The following is a 24,305-nucleotide window of genomic DNA, read 5'->3' on the forward strand; positions in this document are numbered from 1 at the left end:
GGCGGGGCGGCGGGCTGCGCGGCTCTGGGGCTCCGCGGGCGCGGCGAATCCGTGGTGTGGTGACGGGTTCGTGGATAAGTACGATTCTGGCGGGGTTGTTTGGGGGTAGTGAGGTTGGTCGGTGGCCGTTGTGGGCTGTTATTCCGGTATGGGGTGCGAACAGAACTACGAAGGTAGCGTGTTACCGGGTTAGTATGAAGTATGTCGAGACTGGTCGGGTTGCATGAGGCGATGAGTCGCCTCGACGCGGCCTGGGCGGGGGTTGAGGATTCCGCGGATCTGTCGCGGGAGCAGTTGATCGCGGTGAGCGCGTCGATCGGGGAGCTGCGGCGCCGGTTAGATGCGGTGCAGGTGGCGGTCGCGGCGGGAATCTCCCATGAGTCGCGCCCGGAGTTGGGGGTGCAGAGCCTGGCGAAGCAGCACGGGTTCCGGACTCCGGCGACGTTGATCGCCGCGGCGACCGGGGTCTCGACGGGCGACGCGTCCCGGTTGGTGAAGGTCGGGGAGGCGACCGCGTCGCGCACCGACCTGGTGGGGGTGCCTCGTCCGGCCCGGTATCCGGTGGTGCGGGATGCGCTCGGGGCGGGGGTGTTGGGGGCGCCGGCGGCGGCGTTGATCGTCGCGGTCCTGGACCGGTGCCGGGTCGCGGCCGGGGCGGTGCGGATCGCGGAGGGGGAGCGGGTGCTGGTCGCGAAAGCCCAGGGCCTGGGGGTGGATGATGTCCGCACGCTCGTCACCCGCGCGGAAGCCTGGCTGGACCCCGACGGCGTCGAGCCGAAAGAAGAAGAGCGGCGCGGGAAGAGGTCGGTGACGATGTTCGAGCGGGACGGGATGGTGCATCTGAACGCGGTTCTCGATGTCGAGACGGCCGCCCCGGTGGTGGCCGCGTTCCGTGGGTTCGTGACGGCGGCGTTCGCAGCCCGGGCGGATGCCCCGGATGCGGGGGCTGCGGATGCGGACCGGCGGACGGTCCCGATGATCCAGGCTGATGCGCTCGCGGTGTTCTGCGCGCATGTTCTCGGCTGTGAGAAGCGGGTCCCGGTCGCCGGTGCGACGGTGATCGTGCGGATGAGCGTTGAGGATCTGGAAGCCGGCACCGGGTCGGCGACCATCGACGGCATGGATCAGCCGGTCAGTGTGGGGGCGGCGCGGCGGATGGCCGCCGGTGGCGGGATCATCCCCTGCGTCCTTGGGGGTGACAGTGAGGTCCTCGACTGGGGGAGGGAGAAACGCCTGTTCACCCGGGCGCAACGCCTCGCCCTGGTCGAACGCGACGGCGGGTGCGCCATGTGCGGGCTGCCACCCGAGATGACCAAAGCGCACCACATCCGGTGGTGGAAACGCGACCACGGACCCACCGACCTGTCCAACGGGGTCCTGCTCTGTGAGACCTGCCACCACCGCATCCACGACAACGGATGGGAGATCCGCATCGACGGCCCCAGGATCGGGGGACGAGACCCGGGAGGCACTGCCGGAGGGGTCGGTGGCGCCGGTGGCCGGGCGGCCGCACGAGTGTGGTTCCTCCCACCCGCGTACGTCGACCCCGCCCGCAACCCACGCCTCGGCGGCCGCGCCCGCTTCGACATCGCCGCCTGAGGCGACGGGATACGGGGCATGGTGCCCCACCGATTCGGTCGGCGTTCCGGCGACTTGTACGCTGGATGCATCCCCCGATTCACCCGGCAACTCGCGCGCCGGTGATCTCGGCGCGCGCTCACACATGCAAGGACGCAGATGAACGATTCCGCGGCACACCGCGACGACTGGACTGAGAGCGAAGAGCTGGCGGAGCGGATGATCCCGCTCATCGGGGCACTTCGGCGCGAGCACGACGTGGTCACGTCTCTCCACGGCCACCGGCTCCTCGGACTGTCGGCCACCGGCCTCGTCGAGGTCCATGAACGCGTCGCCCAGCTCGGCCACGAGCGGCTCCCGATCGAAGACAGCCTGGCCGTGCTGGAAGCGATCCACGCCCTCGCCCCCGGCGCCTCGTCTCTCGACGTCGCGCGGCTCGTAGCGGGGCACGCCGAGAGCGGCCAGCCGCTGGAGGCCTACCTCGCCGACATCCTCGCACCCGCGATGGGAGCCGTCGCCGCCGAACCCACCGACGTCGTTCTCTACGGCTTCGGACGAATCGGCCGCCTCCTCGCCCGCATCCTCATCGCCCACACCGGCGGCGGCAGCGGGCTGCGACTGCGTGCCGTCGTCGTCCGCCGCGGCGCCGAGAACGACCTCGTCAAGCGGGCGTCCCTGCTGCTGCGCGACTCCGTGCACGGCCGGTTCGCCGGCTCCGTCACCGTCGACGAAGAAGCCGAGCAGATCATCGCCAACGGCACGCGCATCCAGGTGATCTACTCCGACGACCCGGCATCCATCGACTACACCGCCCACGGCATCCACGACGCGATCGTCGTCGACAACACCGGACGCTGGCGCGACGAAGCCGGCCTCTCGCAGCACCTGCGCTCGAAGGGCGTCGCCCGCGTGCTGCTCACGGCGCCGGGAAAGAGCCCGCTCAAGAACATCGTGCACGGCATCAACGACGACACGATCGCCGACACCGACCGCATCCTCTCGGCCGCCTCCTGCACGACCAACGCCATCACGCCCGTGCTCGCAGCGATCGACGAGGCCTACGGCGTGGTCAAGGGGCACGTCGAGACGGTGCACTCGTTCACGAACGACCAGAACCTGATCGACAACTTCCACAAGGGCGACCGCCGCGGACGCTCAGCGGTGCTCAACATGGTCATCACCGAGACGGGAGCCGCGAAGGCCGTCGCCAAGGCGCTCCCGCAGCTGGAGGGCAAGCTCACCGGCAGCTCGATCCGCGTCCCCACCCCCGACGTGTCGCTCGCGGTGCTGCACCTGACGATCGAACGCCCCGCGACCAAGGATCAGGTCAACGACTACCTGCGCCGGGTCTCGCTGCACTCGAAGCTGCGCCAGCAGATCGACTACGTGGAGAGCCCCGACGTCGTCTCGACCGATTTCGTCGGCTCGCACCGCGCCGGCATCGTCGACGGGCTCGCGACGATCGCCGACGAAGACACCCTCATCCTGTACGTCTGGTACGACAACGAGTTCGGCTACTCGTGCCAGGTCATCCGCGTGCTCGAGGTCATGGCGGGCTCGCACCCGATCGTGCTCCCCGAGCGCCGGGAGGTGACGCTGCAGGGCTGAGATCCCTCCTGCGCCGCGTCGGCGGCGCCCGGCATGATGGGGGCATGAAGACCGCGACCCTGCTCGCCGAGCGCCTCCGATCGCACCGCCTCACCGCGCCGACGCGCACGGTGACGGATGCTGCGCACCACATGCTCGCGGTGCAGAGCCAGGACTTCACGGCCGGACGCTGGGCACTCGCCGTACGCACCAGGGATCCGGTGCGACTCCGCGACGTCGACCGGGCGTTCGATCGAGGTGACATCGTGCGGGGGTGGACCATGCGGGGAACGCTGCACACGGTTCCCGCGCGCGACCTCGGCTGGATGCTGCAGGTCACCGCCGGACGGCAGCGGCAGCAGGCGGCGTCCCGGCATCGCGACCTCGGCATCGACGACGACATGATCGCCGCGACAGTCGGGGCGCTGACGCCCGCACTGCGCGACGGGGGTCGCACGCGCGCCGAGGTGTTCGAGATCCTCGAGGGCATCGGCATCGACCCCGCGGGACAGCGCGGCATCCACCTGCTCTTCACGCTGACGATCGACGGTCTCATCTGCCAGGGGCCCGTCGTCGCGCGGGCCGGCGTGGCACGTGAGCAGCGCTTCGTGCTCGTGGAAGACCACATCCGCGAGCACGTCACTCCCGACGACCCGCTCGCCGAGCTGTTCGTCCGCTACATCGATGGGCACGGTCCCGCCGGCATCGCCGACTTCGCGTGGTGGTCGGGGCTCACCCTCGGTCAGGCGCGTGAGGCGGCCGAGCGCGCGGCCGCCCGGGTCGAGGAGGTGGATGATGGCCTGTTCGCGACCCTCCGGCGTCCGCGCAGGGCGACGGGTGCGGCATCCGTCCATGCCCTCGGCGCGTTCGACGAGTACTACATCTCCTACGCCGACCGCACGACGGTCTGCGCGCCCGAGCATCTGGCCGCCGTCGGGCCCGGCAAGAACGGGATGGTGCGCCCGACGCTCATCGAGCGCGGACACGTGATCGGCACCTGGTCGCACGCCGCAGCGACCCGCGATGCTCCGCCCGAGCTGTTCGAGGAGTCCGATGATCCCGCCGCGGTGGCGGCAGCCCTCGCTCGGTTCGCCGCGTTCACGGTCTGACGCGCGCGGGAGCGCACCCGCCCGCCAGCCCGCCCGCGTTCCGTTCGACGGGGCGGGAGCGGGGGCGCGCTCAGGTGGTCGCGAGAGCCGGCTGCGCGAGGACGGCATCGGCTGGTGTCGCGAGGGCGGCGATCTCGGGAGCCAGCGCGATGAGACGGTCATTCGCCGCGGTCTCGGCGACCGTCGCCCGCAGGCCTTCGCCCGGGAACGGTCGCACCAGCAGGCCGTGGTGTTCCAACAGCTCGGCGGCGGCCGAGGTGGCGTCACCGAGGGGAAGCCAGACGAAGTTGCCCTTGCTCTCCGGCAGCACCAGGCCGGCCGCGGTGAAGGCGGCGACGACCCGCTCGCGCTCGACGACCAGCGCGGCCACCCGTGCTCCGAGCTCGTCCTCGGCGGCGAGGGAGGCGACCGCGGCCGTCTGCGCGAGGTTCGTGACGCCGAACGGGATCGCCACCTTGCGCAGGGCGATGCCGAGCTGCTCGGGGGCGATCGCGTAGCCGACCCGCATCCCGGCCAGCCCGTACGCCTTCGAGAACGTGTGCGCGACGGCGACGTTCGGGTAGCGGCGGAAGTACTCGATCCCCACGGCGGAATCGGGGCGATCGTTGAACTGCACGTACGCCTCGTCGATCACGACGACGATGTGCGACGGCACGCGGGCCAGGAATCGGTCGAGCTCGGCGTCGCCGATCGTCGTACCGGTCGGGTTGTTGGGGTTGCAGACCAGGATCAGGCGCGTGCGATCCGTGATGGCCGCCAGCATCGCGTCGAGGTCGTGCCGGTGGTCGTCGGTCAGGGGGACCATGACCGGAACCGCACCGGCGGCGCGGGCGAGCATCGGGTATGCCTCGAAGGATCGCCACGCGAAGAGGATCTCGTCGCCTTCGCCCGCGGTCGCGCGCATCAGCTGGGAGACGACCTCGACCGATCCGCTGCCGAGCACGACGTTCACCGGCTCGACGCCGAAGCGCTCGCACAGCACGGCGGTGAGCGCGGTCGCCGCGGTCTCGGGGTAGCGGTTGATGTGTGCGAGCTCGTCGGCGACGGCCGCGGTCACGGAGGGGAGCGGGGGATAGGGATTCTCGTTCGACGACACCTTGAAGACCGGTGCGGTCGTCTCCGCCTGGGGGGCCGCCTTCCCCGGCTTGTAGCCCGGGATCGCATCCAGGTCCTCCCGCAGTCTCAGCTCCGACATCCGCTTCGCCCTTCTCTTCGTTGGCCTGTGTGGCCGCCCGGTCGCTCGTCCGTTTGACAGTGCCGGGCGAGATCCATACTATCGCAATTGAATATATCGAATGTTGTTAATTCGGTCGAAGGAGACCGGAAGACGGAAGGAGCGGAGCGACGGTGCCCCAGTCTGCGGTGGATTCTCCGGACCTGCGCCTCACGCTGCGCGTGCGGGCGATGCGGCGGGAAGCGCGGGACGTGCTGTCCCTGGAGCTCGACGATCCCGCCGGAGGCCTGCTGCCCCCGTGGGAGCCGGGCGCGCACATCGACCTCCGGTTCGCGAACGGCGTCGAACGCCAGTACTCGCTGTGCTCAGACCCCGCCGATCGCACGGCCTGGCGCGTGGCGATCCTGGCCGAGAGTCCGAGTCGCGGCGGCTCCCGCTACGTGCACCAGACGCTGCGCGTCGGCGATCTCGTCACGGTCTCCGCGCCCATCAACCATTTCGCGCTCACGCCCGCCGCGGAGTACGTCTTCGTCGCGGGCGGGATCGGCATCACGCCGATCCTCCCGATGCTGGCCGAGGCCACGCGGCGCGGCATCCCCTGGCGACTGGCGTACCTCGGCTCCCTCGCCGAGCGGATGGCGTTCCTCGATCTCCCGCAGCTCGCCGGGGGCGACACGCTCCTCGTGCGCGGAGACCTCGACACGCGACTCGACCTGACGGCGTGGATCGGCTCTCCGACGGAGCAGACCGGCGTGTACGCCTGCGGCCCGGAGCGCATGCTGGACGCCCTCGAGCAGCTCAGCCTGGACTGGCCGCGCGGTGCCCTGCATGTGGAGCGCTTCCAGGCCAAGACCTTCGGCGAGTCCCAAGGCGCCGACACCTTCGAGGTCGTCGCCAGCCGATCCGACCTCGTCGTCTCGGTCGACCGCGGCTGCAGCATCCTCGAGATGCTCGAGAACGCCGGTATCGGCGTGCCCAGCTCGTGCCTGGAAGGCGTCTGCGGCACGTGCGAGACCGCCGTCATCGACGGCGCCCCGGAGCACCGGGACTCGATCCTCACCCCCGACGAGCGCGAGAGCAACGAGACGATGATGATCTGCGTCTCCCGCTCTCTCGGCGACCGACTCGTCCTCGACATCTGATCCCCGCACGAACGGAGCGAACATGGACACCGGCACCGCATACGGATTGCGCCTCGGGCAGCCTCTCAACGAGCTCGCCCAGGTCGGACCCGGCACCCCCTACGGCGAGGTGCTCCGCCGCTACTGGCACCCCGTCGCGAAGGTCGAGGACGCGACGACGCGTCCGATCTCGCTGCGGGTGCTCGGCGAGGAGCTCGTGCTGTTCCGCACCCGGAAGGGCAAGGCGGGCCTCCTGCACCCGCGCTGCATCCACCGCGGCGCCTCACTGTTCTACGGCGGTGTCGAGGAGGAGGGCATCCGCTGCTGCTACCACGGCTGGGTGTTCGACACCGAGGGCCACTGCCTGGAGCAGCCGTGCGAGCCCGAGCTCGGCCTGCACCGCGATCGCGTGCGGCAGCCGTGGTACCCGGTCGAAGAGCAGTACGGCCTGATCTGGGCGTACCTGGGGCCGCCCGAGAAGAAGCCGGTCCTGCCGCGCTACGACACGCTCGAAGACCTGGCCGACGACGAGCAGCTCATCGTCAACGACGCCGGCGTCGGCGGCGGCGGGCCGGCGGAGCTCGACTTCAACTGGCTGCAGCACTGGGAGAACGTGATGGACCCGTTCCACGTGCCGATCCTGCACGCTCGGTTCAGCGGCAACCAGTTCACCCCCGAGATGGCGCTGATCCCCGAGGTCAGCTACGAGTACACGCCGCTCGGCGTGCGCAGCATCCAGATGCGCGATCTCGGCGACGGACGTCAGCTCCGACGGGTCACCGAAGTCATCTTCCCGAACCTCCGGGTGGTCGCCAGCCCGAAGCTCAGCTCGGGGCAGACGAACATGATCGGCTGGGTCGTGCCGATGGACGACACGCACTTCCGCATCTTCACGGTGGCCCGTGACTCCGACCCGGATTTCCTCGCGAAGCTCCGTTCGACGCACGAGGGCAAGCCGTGGAAGGAACTCACCGATCTGGAGCACCAGCGACTCCCCGGCGACTACGAGGCGCAGAAGTCGCAGGGTCCGATCTCGCTGCACTCCGAGGATCACCTCACCACCACGGACCAGGGGATCGCCATGATCCGCCGCATGATGGCCAAGCAGCATCGTGCCGTCGCGGGCGGGGGAGACCCGGTCGGCGTGTTCTTCGACGAGTCGGAGCGGCTCGTCCGCATCGAGGGTGGGAACTACTTCGAGGGCGCCCCCGACGCGCCCCTGCTCGCCGACGCGGTGGACGACTGACATGGCGAAGTACACGGCGCGACCGCCGCGCGGAGACCGGCCGGTCCTCGTGCTGGGCATCAGCGACGTGTTCGTGATCGAGGGCGAGCCCTCGGTGCCGGTGACGATGCACCACCTGTCCGCGTGGGGTCGGTGGGTGCGCGACGTCGCGATCCCGGATGCCGCGGCCCAGCGTCTGCACGAGCTCGCCGAGCATTTCGACATCGTCTGGGCCTCGGAGTGGGGTCACAACGCACACACCGCCTTCCGCGAGCCGCTGGAGCTGCCGGAGGAGCCGTGGCCGTTCCTGCCCGTGCAGTTCGACAAACTCGCGCATATCCGCCGCTATGCCGACGGCCTTCCTTGGATCTGGGTCGATGACCCGCTCGTGGACCTGAGCGGTGAGCCGCCCGAGTGCGAGGACGGGATCATCGTGCGTGTGGATCCGGCCGCCGGCATCCTCAGTCTCGACGTCGACGACCTTCGCGCGAAGACGCAGGAGCTCGTCGAGCGACGTGCGGCGCAGGGGCACGCATGAGCGGCGAGGTCGCGATCGTCGGCGGACGCGTGGTCACGGGTCTCGGCGAGGAGTTCGAGAGCGGAACCGTCCTCGTCTCCGACGGCCGGATCGAGGCCGTGGGGGTCGGCATCCCGGTGCCGGAGGGGGCGCGCGTGATCGACGCCGCCGGATGCTGGGTGCTCCCCGGACTGATCGATCCGCACAGCCACATCGGCGTGCACGAGGAGGCGAACGGGCCCGCCGGCTTCGACGGCAGCGAGGTGTCGTCGCCGGTCACCGCGGGCGTGCGCGCGCTCGATGCGATCAACATCGAGGACATCGCGTTCCGCGACGCACTGGCAGGCGGCATCACCGCGGTCGTCGTGAAGCCGGGATCGGGCAATCCGATCGGCGGGCAGAGCGTGGCGATCAAGACCGCCGGCGGGCGTTCCGTCGACGAGCAGGTGATCCGCGGGGCGCTCGGGATGAAGTCCGCCCTGGGCGAGAACCCCAAGCAGGCCTACGGGGAGCGCAAGCAGCTGCCGTCGACCAGGCTCGGCATCGCGCTCGTCATCCGCCAGGCGCTCCTGGATGCTCGCGACTATGCCGCGCGACGCGATCGCGCACGGGAGGAGGGCACGCCCTTCGCCGTCGATCTCGGGAAGCAGGCGCTCACCGAGGCGCTCGACGGCACCCTCACCTGGGAGCAGCACGCGCACCGGCACGACGACATCGCCACCGCGCTGCGGATCGCGGAGGAGTTCGGGCTGCGCCTCGTGCTCAACCACGGGACGGAGGCGCACAAGCTCGCCGACGTGCTCGCGGAGCGCGACATCCCGGTCATCTTCGGGCCGGTCCTCTCGAGCAGATCGAAGGTCGAGGTCCGTGAGGCCGACCCGGCGAACCTCGCCGCGCTCGCGGCGGCCGGCGTGCGCGTGGCGCTCACCACGGATCACCCGGTCGTGCCGATCGGACTCCTCGCGCTGCAGGCCGCCGTCGCGGTGCGCGCAGGGCTGCCGAGGGAGACCGCGATCGCCGCGATGACCTCGGCCGCGGCCGACATCGCCGGCATCGGTGACCGTGTCGGCGCGCTGGAACCCGGCAGAGACGCGGATGTGGTTCTGTGGACCGGTGACCCGCTCGACGTCGCATCGACGGTGCGGGAGGTGCTCATCGGCGGTCGGACCGTCCACATCGCGAAGAGGGAGAACGCATGACGCTGCGCGAGGATGCCGCCCACCTGCTGCCCGAGCTGGTCGACCTGCGTCGGCGTCTGCATCGCATCCCCGAGGTCGGCTTCGACCTTCCCGAGACCCAGGCGCTCGTGCTCGAGGAACTCGCCGACCTCGGCCTCGAGATCACGACCGGCACCGACCTCAGTTCGGTCACCGCGGTGCTGCGCGGTGCGGCGGACGGACCGTCCGTGCTGCTGCGCGGCGACATGGACGCGCTGGCGATCGTCGAGGAGACCGGACTCGAGTACGCGTCCGCGAACGGTGCCATGCACGCGTGCGGTCACGACCTCCATGTGGCCGGACTCGTCGGCGCCGCCCGGCTGCTCGCGGCGCGTCGGGAGAGCATCGCGGGGTCCGTCGTCTTCATGTTCCAGCCCGGCGAGGAAGCCGGCGGAGGTGCGCCGCTGATGATCCGCGACGGGGTGCTCGACGCCGCGGGACGCCGGGTCGACGCGGCCTACGGCATTCACGTCGGGCCGGGGGAGCACGGCACGTTCCAGCTCAAGGCGGGCACGATCATGGCCGGCGCGAACGTGCTGAAGGTCACCGTGCACGGCCGTGGCGGCCACGGCTCCCGTCCGCACCAGGCGGTCGACCCCGTTCCGGCGGTCGCCGAGATCGTGCTGGCGCTGCAGAGCTGGGTGACCCGGCGCGTCGACGTGTTCGACCCCGTGGTGCTGTCGGTGACGAAGCTGTTCGCGAGCGAGGTCGTGAACGTGATCCCCGAGCAGGCGGGGCTCGCCGCCACACTGCGCACCCTGTCCGAGGCGTCGATCGCCCAGGCCCAGGCCGAGCTCCCGCCCCTCGTCGAGCGCATCGCGGCGGCGCACGGCTGCACGGCCGACGTCGAGGTGATCATCGGATACCCGGTGACGGTCAACACCGCACCGGAGACCGCGGCGGCGGCGGCGGCTCTGCGGGACGAGTTCGGCGACGACCGGGTCGAGGAGCTCACGGTGCCGTGGATGGCCTCGGAGGACTTCTCGTTCGTGCTCCGCGAGGTGCCGGGGACGTTCCTGTTCCTGTGCGCGACACCGCCGCACATCGATCCCGACGACATCCCGATGAACCACTCGCCGCACGCCGTCTTCGACGATGCGGTGCTCGGGGATCAGGCGGCCGCGCTCGCCGCGCTCGCCCTCCGCCACGTCGGCCGGTAGGCGCGCCGCTCCGAAGCAGCCGGACCCGGTGCGGGTTCAGCCGTGCGGGGTCAGCCGTGTGGGTTCAGCCGCGCGGATCAGCCGTGCCGGTCAGCCGTGCCGGTCAGCGACCGAGCGTGCGGTGGTCCAGCACGGCCTGGCGCCCCGCCTCGACGTCGCCGCTGCGGATCGCCTCGATCAGCGCCTCGTGGATGTGCAGGCGCTCATCCGTGTCCTGGCGGAAGCCGGGAACGGCCAGGGCGTCTTCGGTGGTCGCGTCCGCAGTCTCGCCCTCGATGTAGTCGACGAGGTTCAGGTAGAACGTGCGCAGGACCGCGTTGGGCGAGATCTCCGCGATGCGACGGTGCAGGCGCCAGTTGCCGTGGAGGCCCTCGATCGGGTCGTGCCAGTGGTCCGAGAGATCCGACATCACGGCCTCGAGGTCGGCGATGTCGGCATCCGTGCGGTTCAGGACCGCGTCATGCATGACCGCCTCATCGAGCGCGTCGAGGACCTTGATCACGTCGTTGACGGGGGCGCCGGTCTGGCGCAGGCGCAGCACGCTGTGGGCGAGGCGGATGAGCGGGGACTGATCGGCCACGAAGATGCCGCCGCCGGGTCCGGGGCGCAGGTCGACCGAGCCGCGGGCGCGGAGCACGCGCAGCGCCTCTCCGAGAGTCGCGGGCGCGACGCCGAACTGCTCGCACAGCTCCTGCCGCGTGCCGATGCGGTGGCCGGGGGCGAGGCCCTCGGCCTTGATCATCGCCTCGACCTCGGTCACGACGCGGTCGGCGACGGACTGTGCGGGCGCGACACGCCGGAAGGTACGCGCGTCATCCTGGGTGCTGGCCACGGGAATCCTTCGGTCGGGGCGGTGCTCGGGAGCGGATCTCTCACATCCTAGGGACGGCCCGGCGCCGAAGGGCGGCGGTACGGGGCGATTCTCCTATTTGCAGTAATTGAATGTATCTAATACAGTCAATCACGCAATGCTGCTCACGAGAGGAAACAGATGACCGACCCCACCGGTGGCGATCTGCTCGCAGACTCCCTCATCAACCAGGGTGTCTCACGGATCTTCGGCATTCCGGGCGTTCAGCTCGATGCCGCCGCAGACGCCCTCTACGCCCGCACCGACCAGGTCGACTTCATCTGCGCTCGCAACGAGCAGGCGACGACCTACATGGCAGACGGGTATGCGCGCAGCACCGGAGACGTCGGCGTCGCCATGGTCGTCCCGGGTCCCGGCGTGCTCAATGCGCTCTCCGGTGTCGCGACCGGGTACTCGGCCAACTCGCCGATGCTCCTCATCGCCGGCCAGATCGACTCCCAGGCCATCGGCCGCGGGCTCGGCGCCCTGCACGAGATCCCGGACCAGACCGGTATCCTCGAGCGGCTGACCAAGTGGACCGGCACCGCCCGCTCCGCCGACGAGATCCCCGGCCTGGTGCGCGAGGCCTTCGTGCAGCTGCGCAGCGGTCGCCCGCGGCCGGTCGCGATCGAGGTTCCGCCGGACGTGCTCGCCGCCACCTCCCGCATGGCGGCGGCCGAGATGGTCGACGCCGCACCCCTCGTGCCGGACGAGCAGCAGATCCGCGACGCGGCGGCCCGGCTCCTCGCCGCCGAGCGGCCGCTGATCGTCGTCGGCGGCGGCGTGCTCGCCTCCAACGCCTCCGTCGCGCTCCAGGCGCTCGCCGAGGCACTGGAAGCCCCCGTGCTGATGACCGAGAACGGACGCGGCGCACTCGACGCCCGACACCGCCTCGCCTTCGATTCCCTCGCCCTGCGCGCCCTCCGCGAGGATGCGGATCTCGTGCTCGCGGTCGGGACGCGTTTCGTCTCCACCTTCGGCACACAGGTCGACACCCACGGCGCCCCGGTGATCCTCGTGAACGCCGAGGAAGCGGATCTCGCCGGTCCCCGCGCCGCGGTGCAGACCCTGCACGCCGACGCTCGGCTCGCCCTGGCCGCACTCGCCGCCGAGATCGGCGCCCCGTCGCGGGAGTCGCGCGAGGGGGAGTTCGCCCGGGTGCGCTCGTGGCTCGCCGAGCAGTTCGACGACATCGCCCCGCAGCGCGAGTACCTCGCGGCGATCCGCGGGGCGCTGCCGGAGGACGGCGTCTTCGTGAGCGAGTTCACGCAGGTCGGCTACGCAGCCAGCGCCTGCTACCCGGCCTACCAGCCGCGCACCTACATCGGGCCCGGATACCAGGGCACGCTGGGCTACGGCTTCGCGACCGCCCTCGGCGTCAAGGCGGCGGACCCCGCCCGCTCCGTGGTCTCGGTCAACGGCGACGGCGGCTTCTCGTGGACGCTGCAGGAGCTGTCCACGGCCAAGCGGTACGGACTGGGCCTGGTGACGATCGTCTTCCACGACGGGTTCTACGGCAACGTGCGCCGCATCCAGAAGAACCGCTACGGCGCCCGCTACTTCGCGAGCGACCTGACGAACCCCGACTACGGCAAGCTCGCCGACGCCTACGGCATCCGCTCCGCCCGCGCATACACGCCGCAGGAGCTCGCCGGTGTGCTCGCCGATGCGGTCCCGGCGAACGAGCCGATCCTCATCGACGTGCCGGTGGGGGAGTTCCCCTCGCCCTGGCACCTCATCCACGAGGGAGTGCCGCGCCCCGTTCCGCTCGCCCCCGACGCGCACCTCGTGCAGCGGGCAGGGGTCTGACATGGTCATCGGGCACGACATCGCGGGCATCAGGGAGGATGCCGCCGGCCTTCGCGCGATCGATGTCGTCAGTCCGGTCGACGGCGCCGTGATCGGCGCCGTCGTCGCAGGCGGCCCCGCGGACGTCGATCGCGCGGTGGCTGCGGCCGCGGACGCGTTCGGCAGCTGGTCGAAGACGCCGATGCCGCAGCGCATCGCTCACATCGTGGCGCTCGCCGAGGGGTTGGCGCGCTACCGTGAGCTCCTCGCTGCGACACTCAGCGCCGAGATGGGCTCGCCGATCGCGTTCGCGCGCTCCGCTCAGGTCGGGGTCGCGATCGTGGATCTGGAGCGTCTGGCGGATGCCGCCCGTGCGCACGTCGAGCGGGAGGCGGTGTCGAACTCGCTCGTCGTCTCGGAGCCGGTCGGGGTGGTCGCGGCGATCACCCCGTGGAACTTCCCGCTGCACCAGATCATGCTCAAGGTCGGCGCCGCGATCCTCGCCGGGTGCACGGTGGTGCTCAAGCCGAGCGAGGTCGCTCCGCTCAACGCGGCGATCATCGGCGACATCCTGCGTGAGATCGAGCTGCCGGCCGGCGTCGTCAACATCGTGCACGGCGACGGCGCCGGAGTCGGCTCGCCACTGGTCGCCCACCCCGGCGTCGACATGGTGACCTTCACCGGGTCGCGTCAGGTCGGCGAGCATGTGGCCCGTGCCGCGGCGGCGACGATCAAGAAGGTCGCGCTCGAACTGGGCGGCAAGTCCGCCGCGATCGTGCTCGACGATGCGCCGCTGGAGGAGTCGGTGCGGGGTGTGCTCGCCTCCTGCTTCGCGAATGCGGGTCAGACCTGTGCCGCGCAGACACGGGTCCTGGTGCCCGAGGGCATGCTCGACGCCTGGCAGCGCACGGCTCTCGAGGTCGCCGCGGGCTGGGCCCCGGGGGATCCGCGCGAGGAGGGGACCGCGACGGGCCCCGTCGCCTCCGCTCTGCAGCGCGACCGCGTGCGCGCCCACATCGCGACCGCGATCGACGAGGGTGCGCGGGTGCTGACCGGAGGTCTCGATATCGTCGAACCGACGGCCGGCGGCGCCTACGTGCAGCCCACGATCTTCACCGATGTGACACCGGAGATGCAGATCTTCCACGAGGAGGTCTTCGGACCGGTGCTCACGATCACCCCCTACGCCACGGTCGATGAGGCTGTCGACCTGGCGAATGACAGCGTGTACGGACTGTCGGGCGGCGTATGGTCGAGCGAACCTCGACGTGCCCTCGACATCGCCCTGCGCATGCGCACGGGCACCGTCGGCATCAACGGCGCGGGCCTCGACGTCGGTGCTCCCTTCGGGGGGTACAAGCAGTCGGGCATCGGCCGGGAATGCGGCGTGCACGGGTTCGAGGAGTTTCTCGAGCTCAAGTCGGTGATGGGCGCCGCCGCCCTCCTCGACGACCTTCGTGACCGGTAACAAACCCGAAACACCGCCGACACGAATCAATAAAGAGCAATTCATAACATTCAATTGGGTTGACCCGCACCGTGCGGAACCCGTGAGAGAGGACACCATGAGACGCAGCATTGTCGCCGCGGCCGCCGTCGGCGTGACGGCCCTCGCCCTGTCCGGCTGCGCCGGAACGGCGGAGCCCGGGGGAGAAGGAGCGCAGTCGATCAAGATCGCCGTGCAGTCGGACCCCGGTACGCTCAACCCGATCACGAATGCGACGAACTCCAGCGAGACCGTCGCCGCGTTCGGCTACGAGTCACTGCTCTTCTACCCGACCGGAGAGGAGCCCAAGGGGCTGCTCGCCGATTCGTGGGAGTCGACCACGACCAGCGTGGAGTTCACGCTCAAGGACGGCATCCTCTGCGCCGACGGCACACCGCTGACCGCGACCGATGTGAAGTCGACCTTCGAGTACGCCGCGGCCGACGAGACGGGCTCGCCCTACAAGGGCGTGTACTTCCCGGCAGAGGGCCTCACAATCGAGGCGGATGACGACGCCCGCACCGTGACCTTCACGAGCGAGGCGGCGCAGAGCTTCCTCGCCGAGACGATCGGCGCCCTGTCGATCGTCTGCGCCTCGGGCCTCGAAGACCCCGCGGTGCTCGACACCGAGTTCCACGGCACCGGCGCCTACGCGCTGGAGTCCTCCTCGCCGGGCCAGAGCTACACCTTCGCCCTGCGCGACGACTACACCTGGGGCGTCGACGGCACGACCAGCAAGACCGAGGGCCTGCCCGCATCGGTCCAGGTCGACATCGTCGAGAGCGACTCGACCTCGGCCAACCTCGTCCAGACCGGCGATGCGAACATCGCGAACGTCGGCGGCAGCGAGCGCGACCGTCTGGAGTCGATGGACTTCGCCGAGAAGCTCGAAGTCCCGCTGCGACCGGGACTGGTGTTCTTCAACCAGGCCGAAGGACGCGTCGGTCACGACCTCGCGGTGCGCGAGGCCCTGGCGAAGGCGGTCGACCGCGACGCCGTCGGAGCCGTCTCCTCGGCGGGTCACGGCAAGCAGATCACGACGCTCGTGTCCGAGTTCGGTGCCGCGTGCACCGCGATGGACAGCTCCGGCGCGATCCCCGACTACGACGTGGAGGCGGCAGCGGCCGCGCTCGACGCCGCGGGCTGGGTCGAGGGGGCCGACGGCATCCGTGCGAAGGGCGGCAAGCCGCTGTCCATCCTGATGCTCTACCCGGCATCCGAGAGCCAGGGCGTCACCGCCGCGATCGAGCTGCTGCAGACCGAGTTCAAGAAGATCGGTGTGGATGCCGTCCCGACCCCGTCCGCGTCGTACACCGACGTGATCTTCTCCGGCGGCGACTGGGACATCGTGTGGGCGCCGATCTTCACGAGCCTCCCGAGCGACTGGGCCGGCATCTTGGGCGGGGAGTTCCCCCCGAACGGCGGCAACTGGACCTACAACACCAACCAGGAGTACTTCGACCTGGTGGGCGAGGCCCAGGCGCTGGCCGGATCCGACTCGTGCGACGCCTGGCAGGCCGCGCAGGACTCGCTGTTCAGCAACCTCGAGGTGCTGCCGGTGTACTCCTCCACGACCACGTTCTACGGCGCAGGCGTGGAGTTCGGGATGTCGAAGAGCATCCTCGCTCCGAGCACGTTCCGCGTGACAGAGTGACAGGATGACGTCGCAGATCGTGACGCGGCCGAAGACCGTCGTGGTGGCCACCCCTCGGGGTGGTCGCCGCGGCGGCGGACGCTGGGTCCCCTTCCTCCTCCGGCGCATCGGCCGGATGCTCATCGCGATGTTCGTGATCGTGACGGCGGCGTTCGTCGTCCTCCGCGCCGCCGGGGGAGATCCCGTCCGCGCGGCCCTCGGTCCGACCGCACCGGCATCCGTCGTGGCGGAGCGCCGCGCACAGCTCGGACTCGATGATCCGCTCATCGTGCAGTTCTGGAACTACCTGACCGGCATCGTCTTCCACGGCGATCTCGGCGTCTCCCTGATCACCGGACGATCGGTGAACGAGCTGGTCGAGTTCCGGCTCCCCGCCACCGTGCAGCTCGCCGGCATCGCGTTCATCGTGATCCTCCTCATCGCGATCCCCCTGGGTCTCGCGATCGCGATCCTCACGGCCGGAAACCGACGTCGCCCGGTGGAGGTCGCCTTCACCTCGGTGACGGGCTTCTTCGCGGCTGTGCCGGAGTATCTGATCGGCGTCGCGCTGCTGACGCTGTTCGCGATCACGATCCCGCTCCTCCCGGTCGCGGGCATCAGCGGACCGCAGTCGTACATCCTCCCCGTGCTCGCACTCGCACTCGGCGCGTCGGCCTCGCTGTCGCGCATCGCCCGAGTCGAGGCCCTCAACGTGCTCAGCGACGACTACATCCGCACCGCGCGCTCCAAGCGGCTCCCGGCCGCGATGGTGTACTTCCGGCACGCGCTTCCGAACATGCTCACCGCCACCCTGACCCTCGGCGGCGCCCTGCTCGCGACGATGATCGCCGGCAGCGTCCTGGTCGAGCGGGTGTTCAACTGGCCGGGCATGGGCAGCGCCTTCGTGCAGGCGATCATCACCAAGGACTACGGCATCGTCCAGGGACTGGCGATCGTCTACGCGGCGATCATCCTCGTCGTGAACCTGCTGGTGGATGTGGTCCTGGCCATCCTCGACCGTCGCACGACCATTCTGGAGACCGCATGACCTCCTCACACCGGCGGCGTTCCTGGCTGCTGCAGTCGCCGATGGCGCTGATCTCGCTGACCTTCATCGCGCTCTTCGCGCTCCTCGCCGTGTTCGCCCCGATGCTGTGGGGCACGCAGGCCGAGACCCCGTCTCCCGCCGACCTCCTGCAGCCGCCGAGTGCCGAGCACCCCCTCGGCACCGATGCGCTCGGTCGCGATCTCCTGCTGCGCACGCTGGTCGCCACCCGCCTCTCGCTCGTGATGGCGCTGACCGCGACCGCCATGGGCGCGGTGGCCGGGCTCATCCTCGGTGCGCTGCCGGTCGTCGCCGGCCCTCGCGTGCAGCGGATGTTCGGCTCGGTCATCAACACCTGGCTCGCCTTCCCGGTGCTGCTGGTCGCGATGCTCACCGTGATCCTGCTCGGCACCGGCTCCACGACGGCCGTGATCGCGCTCGCGCTGACCATGACGCCGTCGTTCGCCCGGCTCGCGCAGACGCTCTCCTCGCGCGTCGGCGGGTCGGAGTACCTGGCCGCCGCCCGCCTGCTCGGGGTGTCGAAGACGCGTCAGTTCACCCGCTACATCCTTCCCAACATCGCCGAGCCCGTGATCGTCAACGTCACGATCTCGATCGGCGGCGGACTCCTCGCCCTGTCGAGCCTCAGCTTCCTCGGCGTCGGCGTGCAGCCGCCTGAATACGACTGGGGCCGCCTGCTCAGCGAGGGATTCGAGCAGGTCTACAGCCAGCCGTCCGCGATCGTCGGACCGGGAGTGATGGTCGTGCTCGCGGGCATCATGTTCGGCATGTTCGGCGAGGCGCTGGCCTCGCACATGCGCGGAAGGGGTCGGACCCGCACCCTCAGCGCCCGCGAGCTCGGCGATCCGGCCCGTGTCTCCTCGATCGAGGCGGTCGAGGAGACCACGGACGCGGTCGAGCCGCTGCTCGACGTCGCCGGCCTCAGCGTCTCGTTCCCCGGCGAGCACGGCTGGGTGCGTCCGGTGCAGGACGTCTCTTTCCGCATCGCGCCGGGGGAGATCGTCGGCGTGGTCGGCGAATCCGGGAGCGGCAAGAGCGTCACGATGATGGCGATCGCGCAGCTCGCCCCCGCCGGCGCCGCGGTCAGTGCGCAGCGTCTCACCTTCGCGGGTGAGGAGCTGTCCGGTCTGTCCGGCGAGCGCGCGGCGAAGAAGCTCGGCACCCGGGTCGGCGTCGTGTTCCAGGACTCGCTCACCGCCCTCAACCCCGCCCTCCGGGTGGGAACGCAGCTCGCCGAGGTGCCGCGCGTGCATCAGAAGGCGACTCGCAGAGAAGCGGATGCCGCGGCCGTCGACGCGCTCGCGGCCGTGTCGATCAGCGACCCCGCGCGTCGCGCCAAGCAGTTCCCGCACGAGTTCTCGGGCGGTATGCGCCAGCGCGCGCTCATCGCGATGTCGCAGATCGGCAAGCCGCGGTTGATCATCGCCGACGAGCCCACCACTGCCCTCGACGTCACGGTGCAGCAGCGCGTGCTCGCCTTGCTCCGCCGCGAGTGCGAGGAGACCGGAGCTGCGGCGATCGTCGTGTCGCACGACATCGCCGTGCTCGCCGAGCTCTGCCAGCGCATCCTGGTGATGTACGGCGGCCGCATCGTCGAGGACGTCGACGTCCGTCACCTCGCCGAGCCGGAGCGCCTGGCGCACCCGTACACCCGTGCACTGGCGGAGTCGCTGCCCGACCTCGACACCGACCGCACGGCGCCGCTCGCGACGATCCCCGGCGAGCCGCCGGACCTCTCGCTGCCGGTGGTCGGCTGCGCTTTCGCGCCGCGCTGCGCGTTCGCCACCGAGATCTGCCGGACCGAGACCCCTCAGCTCGTCGCGCACGGTTCCGGCCGTGTGGCGTGCTGGCACCCGCAGGACGTCGGCGTGCATGAAGACGACTTCGCGAAGGCGGGTGCATGATGGCCGATCTCGTCATCGAGAACCTCGTGGTCACGTTCGGCCGCGGGCATCATGCCGTCAACGCGGTCGACGACGTGTCGCTCACCGTTCCGCACGGGACGACGGTGGGCCTGGTGGGCGAGTCCGGTTCGGGCAAGTCCACGGTCGCCCGCACGGTCGCGGGCCTGCAGAAGCCGACGTCTGGTCGCATCCTGCTGGACGGCAAGGACCTCGCGGTCGGACGCCGTGACCGCCGGGCCCACGCTCGGGACGTGCAGATGATCTTCCAGGATCCGTACTCGTCGCTGAACCCGCGTATGTCGGTGGGGGAGACGCTGGATGAGGCGCTGGCCACACACGGCACCGGCAACGCCAGAGCACGCACCGCCGGCGTCAAGGAACTCCTCGAGCTGGTGCGGCTCAAGCCCGGCGTGTCGGAGCTGCATCCCTCGAGCCTGTCCGGCGGCATGCGTCAGCGCGTCGCGATCGCGCGGTGCCTCGCGGTGAAGCCGCGGCTGATCATCGCCGACGAGATCACCTCCGCCCTCGACGCCTCGGTGCAGGGCGCGGTGCTGAATCTGATGCGGGACCTGCAGCGGGAGCTGGAGCTGTCGGTGCTGTTCATCACGCACAACCTCGCCGCCGTGCGCTACATCGCCGACACCACGGCGGTGATGCGCAACGGCGAGATCGTGGAGCACGGCGACGCCGATGCGATCGTCTCGAACCCCCAGCATCCCTACACCCAGGCGCTCGTGGCGGCCATCCCCCGCATCCAGAACGCCGGCACGGACAGCCTCCTCCACTCGATCGGATCCTGAATGCCCCTGCTCGACGACGCCCGCGCCCTGCTGCCCGAGCTCGTGGCCCTGCGCCGCGCCATCCATGCCGACCCCGAGCTCGGTCTCGAACTGCCGCGCACGCAGCGGCGGGTGCTCGACGCGCTGGCGCCGCTCGGGCTCGAGGTGGTCCTCGGCGCGGGCCTGAGCTCGATCGCCGCGGTCGTCCGCGGCGCCCATCCCGGACCGACCGTGCTGCTCCGCGCCGACATGGATGCCCTCCCCCTCACCGAGGACACGGGGCTCGACTACGCGGCATCCGGGGAGCGGATGCACGCCTGCGGTCATGACCTGCACGTCGCCGGCCTCGTCGGAGCCGCGCACCTGTTGGCCGACCGTCGTGACGAACTCCACGGCGACGTCCTGCTGATGTTCCAGCCCGGCGAGGAGCTCGGCGACGGTGCCAAGCGGATGCTGGCCGAGGGACTGCTCGAGACCACCGGTTCCCGACCTGTCGCGGCCTTCGGCATCCATGTGGTTCCGGGGGAGTACGGCATCTTCTCGACCCGTGCCGGCGCGCTCATGGCCGGCGCGATCGAGGTGGAGGTCACCATCACGGGAGCGGGAGGACATGCCTCCGCCCCGCACCTGACCCGGGACCCGGTGCCGGTGGCCGCCGAGCTCGTGAGCGCACTGCAGACGTTCGTCACCCGGCGGTTCGACGTGTTCGATCCGGTGGTGCTCAGTGTCACCCAGCTCCACGCGGGCGGGCCGGCCCGCAACATCATCTCGGACACCGCGTCGCTGGTCGCGTCGGTGCGGGTGCTCTCGCACGAGTCGAGCGCGCGCGTGCAGGAGGAGATCCCCGCCCTCGCGCGCGAGATCGCCGCAGCGCACGGCTGCACGGCCGAGGTCGAGGCGACCGTGCTGTGCGCGCCCACCGTGAACGACGCGAGTGCCGTCGAGCAGGTCCGCACCACGCTGCAGGGCCTGTTCGGCGAGGAGCGCGTCTGGGAGACGGCGAACCCCGTCATGGGCTCGGAGGACTTCTCGTTCGTGCTCGAGCAGGTGCCGGGGGCCTTCCTCTTCCTGCGGGCGACGCCGGCCGAGGTCGACCTCGAGACGGCGGCGCCGAACCACTCTCCGACGGTCGTGTTCGACGATGCGGTCCTCACCGATCAGGCTGCGGCGCTCGCGGCGTTCGCGCTCGAGACGCTCGCCGCCTGATCCACGGCCGGATCGCGTCCCTCAGCGTGCGAGGAAGGCGCGGAGGTCGGCGTTCAGGCGCACAGCGACCGCGGGGTCGCTGTACATCATGTGTCCGGCGCGGTACCCGTGCGTCTCGGTGCGCTCGCGCGGCAGGCCCCAGTGCCGCAGCAGGTGGTCGGCCGCGCCGACGGTCGTGAGCGAGTCGTACACACCGGTGCCGATGAACAGCCGTCCGCGCGGTGTCTGCTTCATCCAGCGTGACAGCCGAGCCGGGTACGGGTAGGTGTGGAAGGGGGACGGGCGTCCGTATGCCGTGAAGGCGGCGCCGCCCTGCTCGTCCCAGTCCCAGTCGCGGCCCGCTTCCGGGTCGACCACGCGGTAGGCGTGCTCCGGCGCCGCACCGAAGACCTGGCGCAGCAGCTGCCTCAGGCCGGCCGTGTAGCGGGGGGAGAGCGCCACATCCGAGGGGTCGGAGTCGAGCTCGCCGAGTGCGCGGTCGGCGGCGGGAGCGACGTAGCGGCTGTCGGTCACGCCCAACGAGCGCCCGGGAAGCAGCCGCGAGCGGAACTCCTGCTTGCTCATCCACAGCCGTGCGCCGACCAGCTCGTCCGTCGGGATTCCGATCATCGCCGACAGTCGCTCGGCGATCGCGGATCGTTCGTCGGCCGGCAGCAGGTCGCCCTGCAGCATCGCTGTCGCGAGGTCGCCGCGCGCGAAGTCGAGAGCAGCCTCGACCGCCTCCTCGACCGTGGCGTGCTCGCGGGAGCCCACGCCGTGATACCAGGCGGTCGCCGCCTTGTACGGCAGGTTCGCGAGCGCGCCGACGATGCTGCCGGGGCGGTCGAGCGTCTCCTGGATGTTCACCGCCTGACCCAGCAGCACGATGCCGCTGAGCGGCGCGGTGTCCATCCCGTGGCCCGAGGTCGCCAGGAACGCGGCACGCAGGGTGCCGTAGCTCTCGCCGAGGAAGAACTTCCTGGAGTCCCAGCGGCTGTGCCGGTCGACCCAGTCCGAGATCGCGGCCGCGATCGCGTCGGCATCCCCTTCGAGCGAGCGGAAGGCGGACACGTCCGCGTCGTCGGCGAAGGCGCCGAATCCGGTGCCGGGGGCGTCGAGGAACACGAGGTCGGCGACGTCGAGGATCGTGGACGCGCTCTCCTCCAGTCCGTACGGCGGGTGGCCGTCGTCGTCGGGATCGGCCGGGATGCGCGCCCGGACCGGCCCGATGCCGCTCAGGTGCAGGTAGATGGACGACACGCCCGGGCCGCCGTTGGTCAGGAACAGCACGGGGCGCTCCGGACCCTCGACGATGTAGCTGAACGCCGAGATCGTCCCCTGGACCGCGCCGCCGGAGCGTCGTAGCGGAAGCTCTTCGAGCCGGGCGACGTAGTCGAGCTCCCCGACGCGACCCGGGGCCTCGTGCACGATCATCCGTGCGCGGTGGCGTCGCGGTAGAAGGCGTCGAGGTCGTGCTTCATCCGCGCCACCGCCTGCTCGTCCACGAAGGTCATGTGACCGGACTCGTAGAACGTGAAGCGGATGTTGGCGCGCAGGCTCGGAGCGAGGTACAGGTGCGCCACGTCGACCTCGGGTCCGAAGAAGGGGGTGGCCAGGTCGTAGTACCCGCCCATCACGAAGACCTGGAGGTTCGGGTTGCGCCGCACCGCCGCGGACAGGTCGATCGAGACGTCCGGCACCAGCTGCGGAGCGTCCACGCCCGGTGCCTTGTGCTTCCAGTCCCACGCGCGGGAGATCGGCATGTTGTGCAGGTGGCGGTAGTGCAGGTCGCTGGTGAAGCCGATGTCGTCCACGAGGTGTGCGCGGTACGTCGACAGGTGGGCGCTGTTCACTCCGGCGGTCGCGGCGTCGTCGGTGGCGGGGTCGTGCGAGCCGTTGCCGACCACGTACTGGTGCTCCGCGGTGAAGCGGGTGTCGAAGCGGCCGATCACGCGCCCTTCGTCGGCGAGCAGGGCGTAGCGGTACTGCTCCATCCCGATGCGGAAGTGGTGCTTCTTCAGGTACTCGGCATCGAGGCCGATCAGCGCGCTCAGGCGCTCGGCGACGGAGTCCTCGGTCTCCGTCGGCAGCAGATCGCCGCGCAGCAGGGCTTCGGCGAACGGCCCCTGCGCGAACTCGCGGGCCTCGGCGAGGAAGGGCTCGAGCTCGGTGTGCGCGGTGCGGGCCTTGCCGTGGTACCACGCGGTCGCCGCGTACGAGGGGAGCAGGTTGATGTATTCGCGCGGTCCGCCGAGGTTGCTCTCGCCCCAGTTGAGCACGGTCGACAGGAGCACGACGCCGTTGAAGTCGAGGCCCTGGTTCTGCAGCCGGTGCACGAGCGACGCGGCGCGTGTGGTGCCGTACGACTCGCCGAACAGGAAGCGCGGGGCGTTCCAGTTGTTCGTGATCGTCAGCCAGCGGGTGATGGCCTTCGCGAACGCGTCGACGTCCTGATCCACGCCCCACAGCTCGGCCGGGGTCGCGTCGCCGAGGAGGCGCGAGTATCCCGTTCCCGGTGCGTCGATGAAGACGAGGTCGGACGCGGTGAGCAGGGTGTGCGGATTGTCGCCGGTGACGTACGGCGCCGGGGGCGTGGCCAGCGGGGTGTTCGTGGGGGTGCGCCGCGGTCCGAAGCCGCCGATGTTGAGCCAGAGGCTGGCGGAGCCGGGACCGCCGTTGAACAGGAACGTGATCGGGCGCACGGGGGCGCCCTCCTCGCGGTCGGCGACGTAGGAGGTGTAGAACACGCTGGCGAGCGGGCGGTGCTCGTCGTCGCGGACGATCACGGTTCCGGCGCCCGCGGTGTAGTCGAGCGTGCGTCCTCCGGCGGCGATGCGGTGGCGGCGCGAGGTGAACGTCTCGGTGTCGGGGGCGTCGGCGGGGGTCGGCTCGGTCACAGGTCTCCCTCGAGAATCAATGAGTGAAT

19 protein-coding genes are annotated in these 24,305 nt (G+C 70.5%); 15 read left to right on the forward strand and 4 right to left on the reverse strand.

The features are described 5' to 3' along the window. Positions 1-231: 231 nt before the first annotated feature. The 3 genes from CQ045_RS18260 (at position 232) to CQ045_RS18270 (ending at position 4,274) form a co-directional block, all read left to right on the forward strand. Positions 232-1,599 carry an HNH endonuclease signature motif containing protein gene (locus CQ045_RS18260; protein WP_105726448.1) on the forward strand — a complete coding sequence of 456 codons (1,368 nt, stop codon included), beginning with the start codon at positions 232-234 and terminating at the stop codon, positions 1,597-1,599. A 138-nt stretch (positions 1,600-1,737) separates the two neighbouring features. Beyond that, positions 1,738-3,186, forward strand: a complete 1,449-nt coding sequence (locus tag CQ045_RS18265) for a glyceraldehyde-3-phosphate dehydrogenase (protein WP_105726384.1) — start codon at positions 1,738-1,740, stop codon at positions 3,184-3,186. Between the two features lie 44 nt (positions 3,187-3,230). After that, positions 3,231-4,274, forward strand: coding sequence for a winged helix DNA-binding domain-containing protein (locus CQ045_RS18270; RefSeq protein ID WP_105726386.1), 1,044 nt, complete (start codon positions 3,231-3,233; stop codon positions 4,272-4,274). A 70-nt stretch (positions 4,275-4,344) separates the two neighbouring features. Here the strand turns inward: CQ045_RS18270 and hisC are convergent, their stop codons facing one another. Then, positions 4,345-5,469, reverse strand: coding sequence for a histidinol-phosphate transaminase (gene hisC / locus CQ045_RS18275; protein ID WP_105726388.1), 1,125 nt, complete (start codon positions 5,467-5,469; stop codon positions 4,345-4,347). A 152-nt stretch (positions 5,470-5,621) separates the two neighbouring features. Between hisC and CQ045_RS18280 the strand changes: the two genes are divergently transcribed. From CQ045_RS18280 to CQ045_RS18300, 5 genes are read left to right on the forward strand one after another with little or no spacing between them, the layout of a single operon-like run. After that, the gene (locus CQ045_RS18280) at positions 5,622-6,590 is read left to right on the forward strand and encodes a PDR/VanB family oxidoreductase (protein ID WP_258131156.1); all 969 of its coding nucleotides are present in this window, start codon (positions 5,622-5,624) and stop codon (positions 6,588-6,590) included. Between the two features lie 22 nt (positions 6,591-6,612). Beyond that, positions 6,613-7,815 carry an aromatic ring-hydroxylating dioxygenase subunit alpha gene (locus CQ045_RS18285; protein WP_105726390.1) on the forward strand — a complete coding sequence of 401 codons (1,203 nt, stop codon included), beginning with the start codon at positions 6,613-6,615 and terminating at the stop codon, positions 7,813-7,815. A 1-nt stretch (position 7,816) separates the two neighbouring features. After that, positions 7,817-8,332 carry a hypothetical protein gene (locus tag CQ045_RS18290; RefSeq protein ID WP_105726392.1) on the forward strand — a complete coding sequence of 172 codons (516 nt, stop codon included), beginning with the start codon at positions 7,817-7,819 and terminating at the stop codon, positions 8,330-8,332. Next, complete coding sequence (locus tag CQ045_RS18295; RefSeq protein WP_105726394.1) at positions 8,329-9,510, forward strand: amidohydrolase; 1,182 nt, start codon at positions 8,329-8,331, stop codon at positions 9,508-9,510. Before CQ045_RS18290 ends, CQ045_RS18295 begins: the two co-directional genes overlap by 4 nt. Further along, entirely contained in the window at positions 9,507-10,688 is a 1,182-nt protein-coding gene (locus CQ045_RS18300) for a M20 family metallopeptidase (RefSeq protein ID WP_105726396.1), read from the forward strand. Before CQ045_RS18295 ends, CQ045_RS18300 begins: the two co-directional genes overlap by 4 nt. A gap of 103 nt (positions 10,689-10,791) precedes the next feature. On the opposite strand, the gene CQ045_RS18305 is transcribed toward CQ045_RS18300, so the two are convergent. Then, entirely contained in the window at positions 10,792-11,520 is a 729-nt protein-coding gene (locus tag CQ045_RS18305; RefSeq protein WP_105726398.1) for a FadR/GntR family transcriptional regulator, read from the reverse strand. Positions 11,521-11,679: 159 nt separating this feature from the next. On the opposite strand from CQ045_RS18305, the gene CQ045_RS18310 reads away from it, so the two are divergent. The 7 genes from CQ045_RS18310 to CQ045_RS18340 all read left to right on the forward strand — a co-directional run bounded on the left by CQ045_RS18310 (position 11,680) and on the right by CQ045_RS18340 (position 21,400). Next, a complete protein-coding gene (locus tag CQ045_RS18310) occupies positions 11,680-13,347 on the forward strand; it encodes a thiamine pyrophosphate-dependent enzyme (RefSeq protein ID WP_105726400.1) in 1,668 nt (555 codons plus the stop codon). Position 13,348: 1 nt separating this feature from the next. Next, positions 13,349-14,794 (forward strand): aldehyde dehydrogenase family protein, encoded by a 1,446-nt coding sequence (locus CQ045_RS18315; protein WP_105726402.1) that lies wholly within the window; start codon positions 13,349-13,351, stop codon positions 14,792-14,794. A 97-nt stretch (positions 14,795-14,891) separates the two neighbouring features. Then, entirely contained in the window at positions 14,892-16,466 is a 1,575-nt protein-coding gene (locus tag CQ045_RS18320) for an ABC transporter substrate-binding protein (RefSeq protein WP_105726404.1), read from the forward strand. A 4-nt stretch (positions 16,467-16,470) separates the two neighbouring features. Continuing rightward, the gene (locus tag CQ045_RS18325; RefSeq protein ID WP_105726406.1) at positions 16,471-17,493 is read left to right on the forward strand and encodes an ABC transporter permease; all 1,023 of its coding nucleotides are present in this window, start codon (positions 16,471-16,473) and stop codon (positions 17,491-17,493) included. After that, positions 17,490-19,415 (forward strand): dipeptide/oligopeptide/nickel ABC transporter permease/ATP-binding protein, encoded by a 1,926-nt coding sequence (locus CQ045_RS18330; protein WP_105726408.1) that lies wholly within the window; start codon positions 17,490-17,492, stop codon positions 19,413-19,415. The genes CQ045_RS18325 and CQ045_RS18330 overlap by 4 nt, the downstream gene beginning before the upstream one ends. After that, positions 19,412-20,215, forward strand: a complete 804-nt coding sequence (locus CQ045_RS18335; RefSeq protein WP_219844457.1) for an ABC transporter ATP-binding protein — start codon at positions 19,412-19,414, stop codon at positions 20,213-20,215. Before CQ045_RS18330 ends, CQ045_RS18335 begins: the two co-directional genes overlap by 4 nt. Continuing rightward, positions 20,216-21,400: a M20 family metallopeptidase gene (locus tag CQ045_RS18340; RefSeq protein WP_105726412.1), complete on the forward strand. Its 1,185-nt coding sequence runs from the start codon at positions 20,216-20,218 to the stop codon at positions 21,398-21,400. A gap of 21 nt (positions 21,401-21,421) precedes the next feature. Here CQ045_RS18340 and CQ045_RS18345 read toward each other — a convergent pair whose 3' ends face one another. Together CQ045_RS18345 and CQ045_RS18350 are read right to left on the reverse strand one after the other, a co-directional pair. Then, a complete protein-coding gene (locus CQ045_RS18345; protein WP_181156640.1) occupies positions 21,422-22,807 on the reverse strand; it encodes a hypothetical protein in 1,386 nt (461 codons plus the stop codon). 2 nt (positions 22,808-22,809) lie between these two features. Beyond that, positions 22,810-24,276 (reverse strand): S10 family peptidase, encoded by a 1,467-nt coding sequence (locus CQ045_RS18350; RefSeq protein WP_105726417.1) that lies wholly within the window; start codon positions 24,274-24,276, stop codon positions 22,810-22,812. Positions 24,277-24,305 lie beyond the last annotated feature (29 nt).

Source organism: Microbacterium sp. MYb66 (assembly GCF_002979435.1).
GTDB lineage: Bacteria > Actinomycetota > Actinomycetes > Actinomycetales > Microbacteriaceae > Microbacterium.

What these genes read in the sequence shown, in the direction of transcription:
- CQ045_RS18325 (WP_105726406.1), top strand. Translation starts at nt 16,471, where the DNA reads ATGACGTCGCAGATCGTGACGCGGCCGAAGACCGTCGTGGTGGCCACC.
- CQ045_RS18340 (WP_105726412.1), top strand. Translation starts at nt 20,216, where the DNA reads ATGCCCCTGCTCGACGACGCCCGCGCCCTGCTGCCCGAGCTCGTGGCC.
- CQ045_RS18335 (WP_219844457.1), top strand. Translation starts at nt 19,412, where the DNA reads ATGATGGCCGATCTCGTCATCGAGAACCTCGTGGTCACGTTCGGCCGC.
- CQ045_RS18310 (WP_105726400.1), top strand. Translation starts at nt 11,680, where the DNA reads ATGACCGACCCCACCGGTGGCGATCTGCTCGCAGACTCCCTCATCAAC.
- CQ045_RS18315 (WP_105726402.1), top strand. Translation starts at nt 13,349, where the DNA reads ATGGTCATCGGGCACGACATCGCGGGCATCAGGGAGGATGCCGCCGGC.
- CQ045_RS18330 (WP_105726408.1), top strand. Translation starts at nt 17,490, where the DNA reads ATGACCTCCTCACACCGGCGGCGTTCCTGGCTGCTGCAGTCGCCGATG.
- CQ045_RS18260 (WP_105726448.1), top strand. Translation starts at nt 232, where the DNA reads ATGAGTCGCCTCGACGCGGCCTGGGCGGGGGTTGAGGATTCCGCGGAT.
- CQ045_RS18320 (WP_105726404.1), top strand. Translation starts at nt 14,892, where the DNA reads ATGAGACGCAGCATTGTCGCCGCGGCCGCCGTCGGCGTGACGGCCCTC.
- CQ045_RS18295 (WP_105726394.1), top strand. Translation starts at nt 8,329, where the DNA reads ATGAGCGGCGAGGTCGCGATCGTCGGCGGACGCGTGGTCACGGGTCTC.
- CQ045_RS18265 (WP_105726384.1), top strand. Translation starts at nt 1,738, where the DNA reads ATGAACGATTCCGCGGCACACCGCGACGACTGGACTGAGAGCGAAGAG.
- hisC (WP_105726388.1), bottom strand. Translation starts at nt 5,469, where the DNA reads ATGTCGGAGCTGAGACTGCGGGAGGACCTGGATGCGATCCCGGGCTAC.
- CQ045_RS18300 (WP_105726396.1), top strand. Translation starts at nt 9,507, where the DNA reads ATGACGCTGCGCGAGGATGCCGCCCACCTGCTGCCCGAGCTGGTCGAC.
- CQ045_RS18290 (WP_105726392.1), top strand. Translation starts at nt 7,817, where the DNA reads ATGGCGAAGTACACGGCGCGACCGCCGCGCGGAGACCGGCCGGTCCTC.
- CQ045_RS18270 (WP_105726386.1), top strand. Translation starts at nt 3,231, where the DNA reads ATGAAGACCGCGACCCTGCTCGCCGAGCGCCTCCGATCGCACCGCCTC.
- CQ045_RS18285 (WP_105726390.1), top strand. Translation starts at nt 6,613, where the DNA reads ATGGACACCGGCACCGCATACGGATTGCGCCTCGGGCAGCCTCTCAAC.